This window comes from Citrobacter sp. CK191 (assembly GCF_030333435.1).
Lineage (GTDB): Bacteria > Pseudomonadota > Gammaproteobacteria > Enterobacterales > Enterobacteriaceae > Citrobacter_B > Citrobacter_B koseri.
Map to the genome: position 1 here is coordinate 205,850 of NZ_JAOWFX010000003.1, position 17,154 is coordinate 223,003.

At 52.4% G+C, this 17,154-nt stretch carries 18 protein-coding genes; 11 read left to right on the forward strand and 7 right to left on the reverse strand.

What is annotated here, in order from left to right; translation table 11 throughout:
* Positions 1-108 precede the first annotated feature (108 nt).
* The 4 genes from fimW (at position 109) to fimZ (ending at position 3,583) form a co-directional block, all read left to right on the forward strand.
* The gene (fimW, locus tag OGV82_RS00965; protein ID WP_047458307.1) at positions 109-702 is read left to right on the forward strand and encodes a fimbria biosynthesis transcriptional regulator FimW; all 594 of its coding nucleotides are present in this window, start codon (positions 109-111) and stop codon (positions 700-702) included.
* Positions 703-880: 178 nt separating this feature from the next.
* Complete coding sequence (locus OGV82_RS00970) at positions 881-1,606, forward strand: EAL domain-containing protein (RefSeq protein ID WP_227657966.1); 726 nt, start codon at positions 881-883, stop codon at positions 1,604-1,606.
* Between the two features lie 19 nt (positions 1,607-1,625).
* Positions 1,626-2,348, forward strand: a complete 723-nt coding sequence (gene fimY, locus OGV82_RS00975; protein WP_047458315.1) for a fimbria biosynthesis regulator FimY — start codon at positions 1,626-1,628, stop codon at positions 2,346-2,348.
* Between the two features lie 602 nt (positions 2,349-2,950).
* Positions 2,951-3,583 (forward strand): fimbria biosynthesis transcriptional regulator FimZ, encoded by a 633-nt coding sequence (gene fimZ, locus OGV82_RS00980; protein ID WP_012133449.1) that lies wholly within the window; start codon positions 2,951-2,953, stop codon positions 3,581-3,583.
* 55 nt (positions 3,584-3,638) lie between these two features.
* Here the strand turns inward: fimZ and sfmF are convergent, their stop codons facing one another.
* The 6 genes from sfmF to fimA all read right to left on the reverse strand — a co-directional run bounded on the left by sfmF (position 3,639) and on the right by fimA (position 9,729).
* Positions 3,639-4,151, reverse strand: coding sequence for a fimbria assembly protein (gene sfmF, locus OGV82_RS00985; RefSeq protein ID WP_047458317.1), 513 nt, complete (start codon positions 4,149-4,151; stop codon positions 3,639-3,641).
* Positions 4,152-4,166: 15 nt separating this feature from the next.
* Positions 4,167-5,174: a type 1 fimbria D-mannose specific adhesin FimH gene (gene fimH / locus OGV82_RS00990; RefSeq protein WP_047458320.1), complete on the reverse strand. Its 1,008-nt coding sequence runs from the start codon at positions 5,172-5,174 to the stop codon at positions 4,167-4,169.
* Between the two features lie 13 nt (positions 5,175-5,187).
* Complete coding sequence (locus OGV82_RS00995) at positions 5,188-7,800, reverse strand: fimbrial biogenesis usher protein (RefSeq protein ID WP_101743899.1); 2,613 nt, start codon at positions 7,798-7,800, stop codon at positions 5,188-5,190.
* A gap of 31 nt (positions 7,801-7,831) precedes the next feature.
* Complete coding sequence (fimC, locus tag OGV82_RS01000) at positions 7,832-8,524, reverse strand: type 1 fimbria chaperone FimC (protein WP_101743900.1); 693 nt, start codon at positions 8,522-8,524, stop codon at positions 7,832-7,834.
* 44 nt (positions 8,525-8,568) lie between these two features.
* Positions 8,569-9,102, reverse strand: a complete 534-nt coding sequence (gene fimI, locus OGV82_RS01005) for a type 1 fimbrial protein subunit FimI (RefSeq protein WP_049011846.1) — start codon at positions 9,100-9,102, stop codon at positions 8,569-8,571.
* Positions 9,103-9,177: 75 nt separating this feature from the next.
* On the reverse strand, positions 9,178-9,729 hold the full coding sequence (fimA, locus tag OGV82_RS01010) for a type 1 fimbrial major subunit FimA (RefSeq protein ID WP_024130577.1): 552 nt from the start codon (positions 9,727-9,729) through the stop codon (positions 9,178-9,180).
* Positions 9,730-10,305: 576 nt separating this feature from the next.
* On the opposite strand from fimA, the gene folD reads away from it, so the two are divergent.
* On the forward strand, positions 10,306-11,172 hold the full coding sequence (folD, locus tag OGV82_RS01015; RefSeq protein ID WP_012133456.1) for a bifunctional methylenetetrahydrofolate dehydrogenase/methenyltetrahydrofolate cyclohydrolase FolD: 867 nt from the start codon (positions 10,306-10,308) through the stop codon (positions 11,170-11,172).
* A 1-nt stretch (position 11,173) separates the two neighbouring features.
* On the forward strand, positions 11,174-11,386 hold the full coding sequence (gene ybcJ / locus OGV82_RS01020; protein ID WP_047458327.1) for a ribosome-associated protein YbcJ: 213 nt from the start codon (positions 11,174-11,176) through the stop codon (positions 11,384-11,386).
* A 98-nt stretch (positions 11,387-11,484) separates the two neighbouring features.
* Here the strand turns inward: ybcJ and cysS are convergent, their stop codons facing one another.
* Complete coding sequence (gene cysS / locus OGV82_RS01025; protein WP_049011837.1) at positions 11,485-12,870, reverse strand: cysteine--tRNA ligase; 1,386 nt, start codon at positions 12,868-12,870, stop codon at positions 11,485-11,487.
* A 173-nt stretch (positions 12,871-13,043) separates the two neighbouring features.
* Here cysS and ppiB point away from each other — a divergent pair, with 173 nt between their 5' ends.
* From ppiB to mnmH, 5 genes are all read left to right on the forward strand, one after another.
* Positions 13,044-13,538: a peptidylprolyl isomerase B gene (gene ppiB, locus OGV82_RS01030; protein ID WP_003021875.1), complete on the forward strand. Its 495-nt coding sequence runs from the start codon at positions 13,044-13,046 to the stop codon at positions 13,536-13,538.
* Between the two features lie 2 nt (positions 13,539-13,540).
* Positions 13,541-14,263, forward strand: coding sequence for a UDP-2,3-diacylglucosamine diphosphatase (gene lpxH, locus OGV82_RS01035; protein ID WP_012133460.1), 723 nt, complete (start codon positions 13,541-13,543; stop codon positions 14,261-14,263).
* A 118-nt stretch (positions 14,264-14,381) separates the two neighbouring features.
* The gene (gene purE, locus OGV82_RS01040) at positions 14,382-14,891 is read left to right on the forward strand and encodes a 5-(carboxyamino)imidazole ribonucleotide mutase (protein WP_047458330.1); all 510 of its coding nucleotides are present in this window, start codon (positions 14,382-14,384) and stop codon (positions 14,889-14,891) included.
* A complete protein-coding gene (gene purK, locus OGV82_RS01045) occupies positions 14,888-15,955 on the forward strand; it encodes a 5-(carboxyamino)imidazole ribonucleotide synthase (RefSeq protein WP_047458333.1) in 1,068 nt (355 codons plus the stop codon). Before purE ends, purK begins: the two co-directional genes overlap by 4 nt.
* A gap of 99 nt (positions 15,956-16,054) precedes the next feature.
* Entirely contained in the window at positions 16,055-17,137 is a 1,083-nt protein-coding gene (gene mnmH, locus OGV82_RS01050) for a tRNA 2-selenouridine(34) synthase MnmH (RefSeq protein ID WP_101743901.1), read from the forward strand.
* Positions 17,138-17,154: the final 17 nt, after the last annotated feature.

The window sequence follows — 17,154 nt, forward strand, 5'->3', positions numbered from 1 at the left end:
AAGAACTCGGCCTGCATAAAGTGGCATTTTAAGGATAAATGTATTTAGAAAATTAATGCGTTTACTTACTATTTCCTCCCCACTTCCCAGCTGTTCAGGATATTTTTTATGCTGAGTGTCGCCATAAAAGAACAAAATAGCCATTTCGAACACGGTCTTAAAATCATCATGACTCGTCTGACTCATCAGTGGCATCAGAAAATTCAATTTCTACCTGCTGATGATATAGACAAAGCGGATATCGCATTTTTATCGCTGGATGAAGACTGGTTTAGTGCCGGATGTTATCAGATACCGGTACATACCCGGCACCAGCAGAGAGTCATTATTTGTAATGAATACGATAAAGACAAACTTATGTTCAGGCCGTGTCTCTATATGCTGCCGCATATTTACCGGGAGGACGATGTTGATGAGATAACCAAAAAGATGGTGCTTATCCTGCATAAACGGGCACTTCGCCGCAGCGTTCCCCCTTCTGTTTGCCATTACTGTACGACTCGCCATTTCTCCATTCTGGAACGCCAGTTTTTAAAGATGGTCGCCCGCGGGCACCGGTTAAGCGAAATTGCCGTACTCCTTTCGCTGAGCGAAGAACAAACCAAATCAATTCGCCGCAGCATCATGAAGAAACTGCACGTAAAAAATGAACAGCAGTTCTTAAATTACATCAGAGTTAACCTGGGTTTTCTGCAAGAATAGACATATTCTCAATTTTCCATCCATCATGTTGAGAAATATCTCACAGATGATTAAGTAACGTCATCTACAGCGATTTTTCGCATACTGCCACAATGACACTTATCATATTTCCTGATTGCACAACCGTCAGGAACCGAAAATATTCGGCGGCATTTTTTATGCCTACAGGAGTGTTTTTGTGGCAACTCGCCCGGTATTACAGGGAAATATTCTTGACTCTGCAACATTGCGCACTCAAAAGGAACGTCCTTTTTGTTGGGAATATCCTTTAAAGCTTGAGCCGATAGTCCATTTATCTTCTGCCCGCACCTTTGGCTATGAAGTTCTGACTCAGGTTCCTTTTCATGTCAATACTGAGCATTTTTTTCACCACCTTCCGCCAGAAAAAATAGTGGCGAACTTTTATCAGCAAGTCGCCACTATTACGCATTATCCCAAAGGCGTACATTATTTTCTTAATTTACCGCTGAAGGTATTTTTACACCTGGATTTTTTTAATTCAGGAGTAACCCCCTGCCCGTCCAATCTGATCCTTGAAATCCAGGACCCAGAAACGCTTTTTTCACTTAATAGCCGCCAGCGTTCCCAACTCTATGAAAAAATAAAACAGGTTGAGTCTATCGGAATTCCCGTCTGGCTGGATGATGTCGATGAAAATTTGATCAAAGAAGTGGCTGCCGCCCGCTGGCGTTTTAGTGGTCTGAAACTGGATAAAAATGCGTTCTGGGATCTAATTCTGCATCCTCAGAAACTGCGCCAGGTGATTTTTATGGGGTATAACATTGCAGATGTCATACTCATTGAAGGTATTGAAAATCATGCGCAAAAAGAAATTGCTTTTCATTCTGGCGCCCAATTAGGCCAGGGATACTTATGGCCCGCGCTTTTGCAAAACAAAGAGTAGAAAAACGGAAAGGGAAAGGATGCGCAGCGCACTTCGCAAAGAAAGACATCGCCGTTTAAGAAATACTGATTGCACTCACCACTACCATCACCTTGAACCACAGGTATTTGATCGTCTGGAATATCTGACCCAACGTCTCAATTATGCCCTACCGGACAATACAATCTCTCAGGTTATTATCACGACGGATAACTATCTCGGATATACACTGAATCGCTATTTATTTTCTGGAAAACGCACGGCGGTATTCAGCTCTCTGGAATCACCCTCACGCAGGCTGGAAGAGACGGGCATCAGACAATTGATTGTTGATATGGCTGGACTGGCGGTCTCCTGCTACGAAACGCTTGAGCGATTACGCCTGCTTATCCGAGAGCGAAGCGATATCCAGGTTTACTTACTGGTGCCGGATAAGGATGTTAGTCTGACGCGTTTTATGCAAAAAGCCGGTAAGTTTTATATTCTGCAACGTCGCCAGAATCTCTCATCATTACGTAACGCCTTATTATCTCCCCCCTCCGTTCAAAATACTGATGGCACCTTTAGCCATACTGACTGGAAGATCATTTCCGCGTTATCTCAGGGTATGTCTTTAAAGGAAATCGCGCTTTTACTCAATACGCCTTATCACCGGGTGATCTACCGACTCAATCAACTTATTACTCAGTTGGATCTGCCGCATCGACACAGTTTGCTGTATCTGATACACCGCCTTAGCGTCACTTCTCTTCACTTAATTTAACACGCTAACCTCTTAAGCTATAAGATTTTTTAAGAAATTACTTATTTTAACGCCTGACTAAATGTAAATTTTTTACATAAAATTAATATTTACAACTATTCCTGGTATCATAGGAAAATCCCTCTTTCTCTATAATCCTTCAATTGACGGGCTCTCACGGCCTCATCGTTGAAAATTCGCCCAAAAATCACATAACAGAAACTAAACAATTGGTTTTTTGTGTTGTTTTTATATTTAAAAAAAATACTTTTAGCCACGGAACATTGATTCAACAGAGAATAAAACCAAACGCTATTAAACAGTCTAAAACATGCAGAACATCCTAACAGCCAGCACCGATTTGTGTACCGTAAGCCTTTTCCGAAAAAATAGACCAGGTATAATCCTCCCTATTCTTAGTTAATCAGAATTTTCTTTTTTGTTGGTGCGAAATGGATATTCCCCACGCTTATTGCTCTTACGCAAAATAGTCAGTTAACAAGGATGGTATTACCTTCACCACTTCCCAGGTTCGTGAGGTATATTCTGGCTATTTGATAATTAATAGTGTCTGACGCTTATCCGCAAACGGAAGACGCGCAAACAGTCTGAGGCATACAACAATGAAACCTGCATCCGTTATCATTATGGACGAACACCCTATTGTCAGAATGTCGATAGAAGTGCTTCTCGAAAAGAATAGTAATATCCAGGTTGTCCTGAAAACCGATGACAATCGTACCGCGGTAGATTATCTGCGCACATATCCTGTGGATCTGGTCATCCTGGATATAGAGCTGCCGGGTACAGATGGATTTACACTGCTTAAACGAATCAAATCAATACAAGAAAATACCAAAATTCTTTTCTTGTCGTCTAAATCTGAATCTTTTTATGCCGGGAGAGCTATCCGGGCAGGCGCAAACGGATTTGTCAGTAAAAGAAAGGATCTCAATGATATTTATAACGCAGTGAAAATGATCTTATCAGGATATTCTTTTTTTCCTTCAGAGACGCTAAATTTTATCAGTAATACCAGTTCACGAAAAGGTGAGCACAATGATATGCCGCTCTCAAACAGGGAGGTTACGGTACTGCGCTATCTCGCCAACGGTTTATCGAATAAAGAAATCGCAGAGCAGCTCTTGCTGAGTAACAAAACCATCAGTGCGCATAAAGCGAACATCTTTTCGAAACTCGGTCTGCATACCATTGTTGAGCTTATTGATTACGCGAAGGTACACGACTTGCTGTGATCGTGGCTGACTCCCGACGAGAGATCGTTCGGGAGTACGTTATCGGGATCGGGCTTCAGTTGTAATTGATCATAAAAGTCGCATCCGCCTTTGCGACTCCCGGCTGAACGCCATCGGCCAATGCAATGTAATTCGCATAAAACGTCAGCGTAGCATTACCGTTTTCATCAACGCTTACCGCCTGGCTGGCTTGCTCAAGCGGTAATCTGCTGCGATCGCTGTCGCGGATCTCAATGGCCACTTTTTGCGCCATGACCGCATCATCCAGCGCCAGCAGCGACGTCCCCGCCGCTGGCGTTCCTGAAAAGGTCATCGACGCCGCGCCCGGCGGGCAGCCCTCAAGTTTGATGCTGAAAGGCACGGGCTGGGTGGTATCGCCGCTGGTTTTCAACTGCTTCGTGGGCCAGGTGCCCAGCTCGACCGTTTTGTTACTGTCACCGGTCACTGCGGTGCAGGTGAAGTCCACAACATTACCGCGCAGTTCAATATTAATCTCGCCCAGAGCGGTGTCAGCCCGGCAAAGCGGGCTTAGCAACACGCTGCAAAAAATAGCCAGCAAAAGTCTCATGGCTGTGCGCTCCCCTTAGTCGTAATCCACACGCAGATACCCACGAGCGGTAAAAGGCCCTTCCGTCGGTTTACTCCCCGTAATGCTTACCGGCCATGCGCGGATCCCCACGCTGGCGGCGGCGCTGTCATCCAGACGGAATGGAATTTTGCTGGCCAGATTGTTAGGCGTCAGCGGCACGCCGCCGCTGTCGGAAACGATAAAGCCTAAGTCGGGATTATCAGAGACCATCGCCTGCCCGGAGATTTTCTCCGCCTCCAGACGCATCGACAAATAGGCCTGCGCCGCGACGTTCGTACATTTTATGGCGACCGTTTTTGTCTGCGGCGTCACCCCTTCCGGGCGATTCCCCGCCCCGGCTTTGCTGAACAGCGCGGCGCCGATATCGCCAAAATCAAATTCCACAACCTGCCCGGCATTCACTTCACAGCTTTGCGGAACCTCGACTTTACCGCTGTAGCTGATGGTATAAACCGGCGTGCTCAGGGCATCGCCGGTGCTGGTGGTGACATACACCGAGAACATGGTCTGGCGGGGAATCGGCACCATGTTGATAAAAGGCCGTATCACTTTGAGTTTAAAGATCAGCTTAGAGTCCATCACGCCGAAGGGCTTTTGTTTCGGTACATTGGGGTGCGTCCCCATGCGAATATAATTACGGGGCGGATAAAATAATCCGGCATAGCTGTCGGTGATGCTCATCGCCCCCAGCAGGTAGTCATTGAGCTTGAGATACTGGAATCCCCCTTCCGTACTTTGCACGGGAAGTTCGGTCACATAGCTTCGAAAGGTATAATCCACATTCGTACCAGCAGGACACGTCGCCTGTACGCCAACCCAGCCCGATTTCTCCGGCAGCGTCACCACCTGTCCTACCTGATTATTGCTGCTGGTAAAAACATTCGACAGATCGTAAAACACATCGGTCGGCGTACCGTTCGAGTTATGGCAAACCGTCGCCCATGCCGTATTCGCCAGCAATAATGCGATGGCGCCCGGCAACAACCCTGATTTCATTTTCATCTTTTCTTACCTTTCATGACGACGGACGTTTACAGGTCGCATTAAGCAGCGTCACCGCCTGCTTCAGGCTCTCTTCAGGCAGGGAATAATGCGCCACGCAGCGGGCGTTCGCCCCCTCTCCCCACTGAATCAGCAGTTCCCCTTTCAGCGGCAGTCCGCTCAGATAAATTTGCCCGTCCTCGCCCGCCATACTGGTGACGCCGCTGGCGGTTTCGCGCACAATTGAGCCAAACGGCACCGGGCGATCACCCTGTTTTGCGGTGACAATTGCGCGCACGCCGATTCGCGTGTCAAAGGCAGCGCGTACCAGCGCCCCTTGCGTCGGCACCACGCTGCTGACGTTATTTTCCACATCGGTGTGGTTATCCATTGAGTTGGTATCCAGCGCGACACGGTTATAGCGATATACGGTGGCATAAGGCATGACCGCATATCCGCGCCAGTCGGTTTGCACCCCGGTCTGATTTTCTATATGCACCCCTTCGGCGCCTGGCGCTTTAATCAGGACGTTGGTATCGCCTAAAGGCTGACTGAGCGTAATGCCGTCCGCATGACCGACCACGCCGCCAGACAGCTGCCAGTTGTAGTCATGCTGGTCTCGATCGTAGTTGTACCCCACGCCGAGCGTCCCGTAAGCCGCCTGCCAGTTCGCGCTGGCGCTGCCGCTGTAGCCATTGGTGCTGCTGTGTCCCTGGTTCACGCTGTAGCTCAGGTTACGCCCGTCTAACAATGTACCGCCGATGCCGGTCTGCCAGCTGTTCTGTCCATTGCTGTTCCGGTTCGCGTTAAAGGTGGCGTAGGTGCGATCCAGGGCATTGTCGCGCGAGTAGCGTCGCCCGGTGAGCACGCTGAACGGAACCGACATGTTGAATGCCAGAATGCGATCGGTGCCGGAAATCCCTACGGATTCATTCCACGACCAGGAAAGGGAGTAGCTGATCCCTTGCCAGCCGCTGGCATACCCCAGTTGATACCAGGTATTGGCATCCGACGTGTTCCAGTATGTTTGCTGACTGCCGGAGATATACAGCGAGCCGTAATCCCCCAGATTCTGTGAAATGTTGACCTGGAATCGGCCTTTTTTGCTGTAGTTCAGGTTGTGATAGCTCTGCACTACCGGCACTTTATGACGCTTACCTTCGCTGTCATATTCATACTCGTACCCTTCCATACTGCGGTACGCCACATCGTCAAGCGTGTAGAATCCGCGCGTGGAATAGCGATAGCCCAGTAACTGGAAGTTAGTGCCGTAGTTGTTCAACGATTTGGCGTACAGGAAACGCAGCGACTGCCCCTGGTGGGTGCTGTCATCCGCCAGTTGGCTGCGGGCGTGGGTGACGTCTACCGAGACCGCGCCCCAGTCGCCCAGGTTCCGTCCGGCCCCCAGCACCACCGAGCTGTAGCGCGAAGCCAGCTGCGTGCCGCCATAAGCGGTATACCCTTCAGGCAGACCGGCGATCAGCGTTCCCTGGAAGAAGAATGGCGAAGATTGCTGGCTATTGCCGCTGCGAAAATCCCCCGCCACGAGGTCGAACTTCATACGTCCTTCGCGCTGCAACAGCGGAACGGTGGAGTACGGCACCGTATAGCGCTGCTGACTGCCGTCTTTCTCATCAACCGTCACGTCCAGGTCGCCGCTTGAAGACGTTGGGTTGAGGTCGGTAATCGCGAAAGCGCCCGGTGAGACATAGCTCTGATAGATCACATAGCCGTTCTGGCGGATAGTCAGTTTTGCGGCGGTACGGGCGATCCCACGCACGGTCGGCGCATAGCCTTGCAGGCTATCAGGGTACATATTGTCGGAAGAGTAGAGCCGCGCCCCGCGAAAGCCCACGCTGTCAAACACGTCGTTGCCGGTGTTGCTGTCCCCCATCACCAGTTCGCTTTTCAACGGGATGATGGCGCGTTGTACCCAGGTGCCGATGTTTTTCCAGCTTTGCGAATGGTATCCGTCGCCTTTGGAATAGCTCCACGCGCCGTTGTTACGCAACCGCCACGGGCCATAGTTCAGGCCGCTCATCAGGCTTAAAAAATAGCTGTCGCTGTTCGTCCCGCGACTGCCGGTAAAACTGTAGTTGATAAGCGCGGCGGGAATCCCCTCATCCCACTCTTCCGGCGGAATATACCCGCGCGCGCTATTCAGCATTGACGCCTGCGGAAGACTGATATTTAAACGCATTGAGGAAAAATCAAAAGCGATTTCAGCGCCGGGAATCGCCTCTGGCAAATTGATGCAGGTCTCCTCCTGGCTTTGCCCAAGCACAGGAAAGGCGGTGGTATTTACCCCCAGCCTTTTGATCCACGCCAGATCAAAACAGGGCATTAATCCGCCTGATTTTTCACCGGTTTTCGTCGACGAGGTTTCAAAGCGAATATCCTGGGTCGCGACGAACTCATCGTTGCGCCAGATATCCACCCGATAGATGCCCGGGGGCTGGTGATTGCCTTTCTCAAAACGTGACAAATCTGCCACGGACGCAGCATCTGCCGACAAAAAAGCCGGGTTAAAGTAACTTTCGCCATGACTTATCGCCGGATAGAGCGCCGCCAATATGGACAACGCCACCCCCGTCAGATGTGGCGTATACCCCGGCAGTGAACCGGGAAGATACGTTATCTTCTTCATCGTTTTCTCAGTGTGGCTTCACACATTCCGATCAGCGCAAGCTAACCGTTTTCGCCGGTGTCAGCGCACCGTAATCATTTACCGTCTGGAACGTCACACTTCCCTGCGCGCCTGCCGGAAGCAGAATCTGGGTATTGTTCTTCGGCGCGACCATGACGTTATCAACCTTCTGATTTCCCACTTTGAGATTGACCAGCGTGAGATAGTAAGCAGACGGATTGGTGATTTTCAGGTGGTTCCCGGAACGGGAGAATTGCAGCATTCCTGGCGCGTCTTCCTGCACCTGCGGCAGATTGGCAGGGCGAACAAACAGCTTAATGCGCGACAGGATCGCCAGTTGCAGGACGTTTTTGCCTTCAAGGCTGTTTTTATCCACCGACGGTATCGCTTTCACGTTCATCCAGAACAAAGACTCCCGATCGGCAGGCAGGGGTTGTCCGGCATAAATAATACGCAGCGTGTTTTCACTTTTGGGTTCGCTGACAAACAGCGGCGGTGTAACAACGAACGATTTTTCTTTGACGCCGGCGCTGTTCTCAATCCATGAATTAACCAGATAACGCTCTTTCGATGCGCTGTTGCTAATTGCCAGCGAGGTCTGTTTGGCGTCCGCCGGATAAATAACGCGGGTGGCGCCTAATGCAATTCCCCCGGCCGCCTGCGCACTCATTGAAGTCAATAAGGCAATAAAAATAATAAGGCCTGATTTTATATAATTAAGCATGGCAAAAAATACCTTTTGCGTTTTATCAACGCCCGGAAAACAAATCAGGGGTAAACCAGCGTAAACCACACATCTGAATGAATACTTCCCGGCGTCATATTTTCCGAGATTGCCCGATAGCGAGCCGTGAAATGAAATGTCATTTCTTGCGTTAAAATAGGGGCATAATGAAGCGGCAAGGAATTGGGTATGATTTGCCGTTGTTCCTCATCAAATAATGCCAGACCAATACCGGAGGTCGCCGCCGTGTCGCTGCGCGCCAGGAATACCTGCGGATCTTCTGCGGGAGTCACACCGGAAAAAGCGATCCCAACATGGCTATAAACCTCTGAACTACAATCGGTTAATCGCAGCGCGAAAGGAATACTGGTCGGGGCGAAACTCCCGGCGCCAGAAAAGACATTGGTGCGGTATTGCCCCATCTGTACACGGAGATCCTGGCTTTCGGAATTCACCGCGCAGGCGCCGTTTACCAGCTGGCCTCGCAGGTGAAGATTACCGCTCTCCAGTATCACCGTATGCGCGAATGCGGGCATCGCGCAAATCAGCCCCACCAGCGCCACGCCTTTGCTAATCATCTGCTGTATCACTTATCGTCCCCGGATAGCGCCTCATCCATTGAGGCTTGCCACATCCCTGAATCCCTGGTGGGTTTATTCGTACTTCATGATGAAGGTTGCGTCGGCGTTAGCCTGACCCGGCGTGGTGTCCGCAGCAGTCGCTTTATAACGCGCGGTGAAACGCAGCGTGTTGCTACCTTCTACCAGCGCCTGAGCCGTAGAGAAGGTCGCGCCGTCTGGCTTCAGCGGAGAAGAGGTGTTATCAAGAATTTCGATCCCTACGCCGCCTGCCGTGGTGCCATTGTCACCAGACACGACTGCCAGCAGGCTGTCGTTTGTACCGTCAGCCTGACCAGAGAACGCAACGGCAGCGGTCGCTGCTACGCTCGGATCGCAGTCATTCAGTACAATGGTGAACGGAATCTGTGCGCTGGTATCGCCAACAGCGGTAAAGCTGGCGGTACGATACTGGCCCAGGGTCACGGTCTGATCGGCAGATTTCGTGCTAACGGCACACGCTGCATTGACCAGCTCACCTTCGAAGTGAACCGTACCGCCGCTAACGCTTACCGGATCGGCATGAGCCGCACCAGCAGCAAACATCAGGCCAGCAATAACGGAAGAGGTCATTAATTTAAGTTTCATGGATTTCCCTTGAATTACGCACATTCGGCTCCAGTTTCCTGCGGGAACCGTTTGAATCAAAATCGACATAATAATGTCAGGCTAATTATCTCTGCATCCTGTAAAGATATATATCGAAAGAGAATTAGCTAACCTTTTTACCCCAACTCTCCTGAGCATTAGATTCACTAATTAATCTTTACGAATATGACAATTCGTCACAGGGATAAATTAAACATTTCAATAAGTGAAAAATACCTTCAATCTCTTTAATTAGCCCAGGTAAATTCTTATTGGGATATAGGACAGGTCTAAGCCTTTTTTATATAAAAGTGTTCAATATCACACTTAACGCCACGTTTTTCGCGGCATTCCCCCTAATTTTAGCAGGGTGATGAATTGTTTCTTTTAGGTTAATTTTGATTAGGTTGCTCATTAATTGCCCACAGGATTTTGCCCCTCGCCGCAGCCCGTATCGCAGCGGTCACTGCACCGATCACACGTAAAGACGCAAACGATAACTGACAGCGCGCCCCGCTTCTGACAAAATAGCCACATCCCCTTCGACTTAATGTAACAGACGGAATCCTCTCTCTGATGGCAGCAAAGATTATTGACGGTAAAACGATTGCGCAGCAGGTGCGCTCTGAGGTTGCTCAAAAAGTTCAGGCGCGTGTCGCGGCCGGACTTCGCGCCCCAGGGTTGGCCGTTGTATTGGTAGGCAGCAACCCGGCTTCGCAGATTTATGTGGCGAGTAAGCGCAAAGCCTGTGAAGAGGTGGGATTCGTCTCCCGCTCCTATGACCTGCCCGAAACCACCAGCGAAGCAGAACTGCTGGAGCTGATTGATACGCTTAACGCCGACAACACTATCGACGGTATTCTGGTGCAGTTGCCGTTACCGGCGGGCATCGATAACGTCAAAGTGCTGGAACGCATTGCTCCGGACAAAGACGTAGATGGTTTCCATCCCTACAACGTAGGCCGTCTGTGCCAGCGCGCGCCGCGTCTGCGCCCCTGTACGCCGCGCGGCATCGTCACGCTGCTGGAGCGTTACAACATCGATACCTTCGGACTGAATGCCGTCGTCATCGGCGCCTCGAATATCGTCGGTCGCCCGATGAGCATGGAACTGCTGCTGGCAGGCTGCACAACGACCGTGACTCACCGTTTCACCAAAGATCTGCGTCGCCATGTTGAACACGCCGATCTGCTGATTGTCGCCGTCGGCAAACCCGGATTTATTCCCGGCGAGTGGATTAAAGAAGGCGCCATCGTGATTGATGTCGGAATCAACCGACTGGAAAATGGTAAAGTGGTCGGCGATGTGGTCTTTGAAGACGCTGCCGCGCGCGCATCCTATATCACCCCGGTGCCGGGCGGCGTCGGTCCGATGACGGTCGCAACACTTATCGAAAACACGCTACAGGCGTGCGTTGAATATCACGATCCACAAGGTAAATAACATGGCAACATTCTCTTTAGGCAAGCACCCGCACGTTGAGTTGTGCGACCTGCTCAAACTGGAAGGCTGGAGCGAAAGCGGTGCCCAGGCGAAAATTGCCATTGCAGAAGGTTTAGTGAAGGTTGATGGCGCGGTTGAAACCCGCAAACGCTGCAAAATTGTTGCCGGGCAAACCGTCAGCTTCGCAGGGCAAAGCGTTAACGTCGTCGCCTGATTCAGAGTGCCGGATGGCGACGCTATCGCGTCTTATCCGGCCTACTGGTTATGCCAGTGTAGGCCGGATAAGGCGTTAGCCGCCATTCGGCAATGACGTTATTTACGGCGCCAGGTTGTCCCTTGCGGACCATCTTCCAGCACGATGCCCATCTCATTCAGACGGTCACGCGCCGCATCCGCCGCCGCCCAGTCTTTGGCTTTACGCGCATCCAGACGCTGTTGAATTAACGCTTCGATTTCAGCCACTTCGCCGTCATCCGCCTGCGCTCCGCTTTGCAGGAACGCTTCCGGCTCCTGCTCCAGCAGCCCCAGCACGCCGGAAATTTTACGCAGATGTGACGCCATCGCATTCGCGGCAGCCATATCCTCACTCTTCAGACGGTTCACCTCACGCGCCATATCAAACAGCACGGAGTAGGCTTCCGGCGTGTTGAAATCGTCGTTCATCGCCTCCACAAAACGCGCTTCAAACGCTTCACCGCCCGCAGGCGCAACGGTTTTGTCCGTTCCGCGCAGCGCGGTGTACAGACGCTCCAGGGCGGAGCGCGCCTGCTTGAGGTTCTCTTCGCTGTAGTTGAGCTGGCTACGATAGTGGCCGGACATCAGGAAGTAGCGAACGGTTTCCGCGTCGTAGTATTTCAGCACATCGCGCACGGTAAAGAAGTTGCCCAGCGATTTCGACATCTTCTCACGATCCACCATCACCATGCCGGAGTGCATCCAGTAGTTCACATATTCGCCGTCGTGCGCGCAGGTAGACTGGGCGATTTCGTTCTCATGGTGCGGGAACATCAGATCGGAACCGCCGCCATGAATATCAAAATGGTTGCCCAGCTGTTTGCAGTTCATAGCGGAACATTCAATGTGCCAGCCCGGACGACCCGCGCCCCACGGCGACGGCCAGCTCGGCTCGCCCTCTTTGGACATCTTCCACAGCACGAAGTCCATCGGGTTGTGTTTTACGTCAACGACGTCAACGCGAGCGCCCGCCTGTAGCTGTTCCAGATCCTGGCGCGACAGCTGACCGTAGTTCGGGTCGGTCGGCACGTCGAACATCACGTCGCCATTGTCCGCCACATAAGCGTGACCTTTGGCGATCAGCTGTTCGGTGATCTCAATAATTTCGGCGATATGGTGCGTTGCACGCGGCTCCAGATCCGGGCGCAGAATATTCAGCGCGTCGAAATCTTTGTGCATCTCCGCAATCATACGATCGACCAGCGCGACAAAGCTTTCACCGTTTTCGTTCGCCCGTTTAATGATCTTGTCGTCGATATCGGTAATGTTACGCACGTACTTCAGCGTATAACCGAGGAAACGCAAATAGCGCGCAACGACATCGAAGGCGACAAACGTACGCCCGTGACCGATATGACAGAGGTCGTAAACGGTAATACCACACACGTACATGCCGACTTCCCCGGCATGAATAGGTTTGAATTCCTCTTTTTGGCGCGTCAGTGTATTAAAGATTTTTAACATCGAAGATTCCGTATAGACGTGTGTGGGTAATAATATCCGTATGATACATATTATTCGTAATCGAAGCAGCACACTTTGCGAGGTGATCGCAGCGTGCGGTTATGCTATAACACCCCCCTATATGTGACCCTTACCGGGGTCGAAGCACCACTATATCGGAACAGGATGCAAAAATGGTTACTTTCCACACTAATCACGGCGATATCGTAATCAAAACGTTTGATGACAAAGCGCCTGAAACAGTTAAAAACTTCCTGGACTACTGCCGCGAAGGTTTTTACAACAACACCATTTTCCACCGTGTTATTAACGGTTTCATGATTCAGGGCGGCGGTTTTGAACCTGGCATGAAGCAGAAAGCGACCAAAGAAGCGATCAAAAACGAAGCCAACAACGGTCTGAAAAACACCCGTGGCACGCTGGCAATGGCGCGTACTCAGGCTCCACACTCCGCAACGGCGCAGTTCTTCATCAACGTGGCCGACAACGACTTCCTGAACTTCTCTGGCGAAAGCATGCAGGGCTGGGGCTACTGCGTATTCGCTGAAGTCGTGGAAGGCATGGACGTGGTTGATAAAATCAAAGGCGTATCAACAGGCCGCAGCGGTATGCATCAGGACGTGCCGAAAGAAGACGTTATCATCGAAAACGTGACCGTCAGCGAGTAATCGTGGCAACACTGTTTATTGCAGATCTTCACCTCTGCACGGAAGAACCGGCGATCACCGCCGGTTTTCTGCGTTTTTTAGCTGGTGACGCGCGCCAGGCCGATGCACTGTACATTCTTGGCGACCTTTTCGAAGCCTGGATAGGCGACGACGATCCCAACCCACTGCACCGCGAAATGGCCGCAGCCATTAAAGCCGTTGTAGATTCCGGCGTTCCCTGCTTCTTTATTCACGGCAACCGTGATTTTTTGATCGGCAAACGCTTTGCCCGTGAAAGCGGAATGACGCTATTGCCGCAGGAAAAGGTGCTCGACCTCTATGGTCGTCGCGTATTGATTATGCACGGCGACACGCTCTGCACCGACGATGCCGGTTACCAGGCGTTTCGCGCCAAAGTTCACAAACCCTGGCTACAGACGCTGTTCCTCGCCCTGCCGCTGTTTATCCGCAATCGTATTGCCGCCAGAATGCGCGCAGGCAGCAAAGCCGCCAACAGCAGCAAGTCACTGGAGATCATGGACGTTAATCCACAGGCCGTGGTGGTCGAAATGGAAAAACACCATGTGCAATGGCTGATTCATGGTCATACTCATCGCCCGGACGTTCACGAACTGAGCGCTAACGGCAAACCCGCGTTCCGCGTTGTTTTAGGCGCCTGGCATAGCGAAGGGTCGATGGTCAAAGTCACGCCGGATGACGTTGAGCTTCTCCATTTCCCGTTTTAACCTCGCCCGTGAATTGACGACGTCATAAGGTACGCAACCGTTTTCCTTGGCGTATTTCCGTGCTATTCTCTGTGCCCTCAAAAGCCGAGAGTTGTGCACCACAGGAGTTTTAAGACGCATGTCTTCCCGCAATAATCCGGCGCGTGTCGCCATCGTGATGGGGTCCAAAAGCGACTGGGCTACCATGCAGTTTGCCGCCGAAATCTTCGATATCCTGAACGTTCCACACCACGTTGAAGTGGTTTCCGCACACCGCACCCCCGATAAGCTGTTCAGCTTCGCCGAAAGCGCCGAAGAGAAGGATTATCAGGTGATTATTGCCGGTGCTGGCGGCGCGGCGCATCTGCCGGGAATGATTGCGGCAAAAACGCTGGTGCCGGTACTGGGCGTGCCGGTGCAAAGCGCTGCGCTGAGCGGCGTGGACAGCCTCTACTCTATCGTCCAGATGCCGCGCGGCATTCCGGTTGGCACGCTGGCGATCGGCAAAGCGGGCGCGGCAAACGCGGCGCTGCTGGCAGCGCAAATTCTGGCGACACACGATAAAGACCTGCGCCAACGTCTGGCGGACTGGCGTAAAGCCCAGACCGATGAGGTGCTTGAGAATCCCGACCCACGAGGTGCGGCATGAAGCAGGTCTGCGTACTGGGTAACGGCCAGTTAGGACGGATGCTGCGTCAGGCGGGCGAACCGTTGGGCATCACCGTCTGGCCTGTCGGGCTGGACGCGGAACCTACCGCCGTTCCGGTTCAGCAAAGCGTGATCACAGCGGAAATCGAACGCTGGCCGGAAACCGCGCTGACCCGCGAACTGGCGCGCCACCCGGCTTTCGTCAACCGCGACGTTTTCCCGATTATTGCCGACCGCCTGACGCAAAAGCAGCTTTTTGACAAACTCTCGCTGGCGACGGCGCCCTGGCAGTTGCTGGCAAGCCGGGACGAGTGGCCTGCCGTATTTGCGCGTCTGGGCGAACTGGCTATCGTCAAACGGCGCGTCGGCGGTTACGACGGCCGTGGGCAGTGGCGTTTACGCGCGGATGAAACCGCTCAGTTCCCGGACGACGGTTACGGCGAGTGCATTGTTGAACAGGGCATTAACTTCTCTGGCGAAGTGTCGTTAGTCGGCGCACGCGCCCATGACGGCAGCACCGTGTTCTACCCGCTGACGCACAACCTGCACCAGGATGGGATTCTACGCACCAGCGTAGCGTTCCCACAGGCCAACGCAAAACAGCAGGAACAGGCGGAAGCCATGCTCTCCGCCATCATGCATGAACTGGGTTATGTCGGCGTCATGGCGATGGAGTGTTTTATCACGCCGGAAGGGTTGCTCATCAACGAACTGGCGCCGCGGGTACACAACAGCGGGCACTGGACGCAAAACGGCGCCAGCATCAGCCAGTTTGAGCTGCATCTGCGCGCGATTACCGGCCTGCCGTTACCGTCACCGGTCGTGGACAGCCCGTCCGTGATGGTGAACCTGATTGGCAGCGATCTGAATTACGACTGGCTGAAACTGCCGCTGGTGCATCTGCACTGGTACGACAAAGAGGTTCGCGAGGGGCGTAAAGTGGGCCACCTGAACCTGACCGACAGCGATACCGATCGCTTAAGCGCAACGCTGGAAGCCTTAGTTCCCTTGCTGCCGCCGGAATACGCCAGCGGCATCATCTGGGCGCAAAGTAAGCTTAAGTAATACATAAAATGCCGGGAAAGGAATCTTATCCTTTTCCGGCTCCTCCTTCAGCGCGTAAAATCCCCGTCATTGCCGTTTGTTTTTTTTCAGGATTCCACAATGAACGATGGGACGGACTATCGCGCCATTCTGGCGGCCGATACGCCTTTAATCGACGTTCGCGCGCCGATAGAATTTACGCAGGGCGCCATGCCCACCGCGATTAACCTGCCCTTAATGAATAATGAAGAACGCGCGGCAGTCGGCACCTGTTACAAACGCCAGGGGCCGGAAGCGGCACTGGCGTTGGGCCATAAACTCGTTGCCGGCGACGAGCGTCAACGGCGGCTGGAGGCCTGGCGAAAAGCCTGTATTCAACATCCACGGGGTTATCTCTGCTGCGCGCGCGGCGGTCAGCGTTCGCATATCGTACAACAATGGCTACATGAGTCCGGCGTGGATTATCCGCTGATCCAGGGCGGCTACAAAGCGCTCCGCCAGGCGGCCATGCACATCACCGACACGCTGGTACAAAAACCCATGATCTTAATTGGCGGCTGTACCGGCAGCGGAAAAACACAGCTGGTTCGACAGCAGCCGAACGGCGTGGATCTGGAAGGGCTGGCGCATCATCGCGGTTCGTCATTCGGCCGCACGCTGAAGCCGCAGCTGAGTCAGGCCAGTTTTGAAAACCAGCTCGCCGTGGAGATGTTGAAAACCGACGCCCGTCAGGAGTTGCAGATGTGGGTGCTGGAAGACGAAGGCCGGATGATTGGCGCAAATCATCTGCCCGAATGTCTGCGCGAACGCATGGCGCAGGCATCCATTGCGGTTGTGGACGATCCGTTCGAGCTGCGTCTGGAGCGGCTGCGCGATGAGTATTTTATCCGCATGCATCGCGACTTCACCCATGCCTGTGGGGAAGAAGACGGCTGGCAGGCGTACAGCGACTATCTGCATCATGGGCTTTCCGCCATTCAGCGCCGCCTTGGTTTGCAGCGTTTTAAAGAGCTGACGGTAAAACTAGACGCTGCGCTGGCCATGCAGCAGGCCAGCGGCAGTACCGACGGGCATCTGGCCTGGCTGGTGCCGCTCCTCAACGAATACTACGATCCGATGTATCGCTATCAACTGGAAAAGAAAGCCGCGAAAATCGTCTTTCGCGGCATATGGCAGGACGTTGCGCAGTGGCTTCAAAACTAGCGATTGCAGGCGATTTG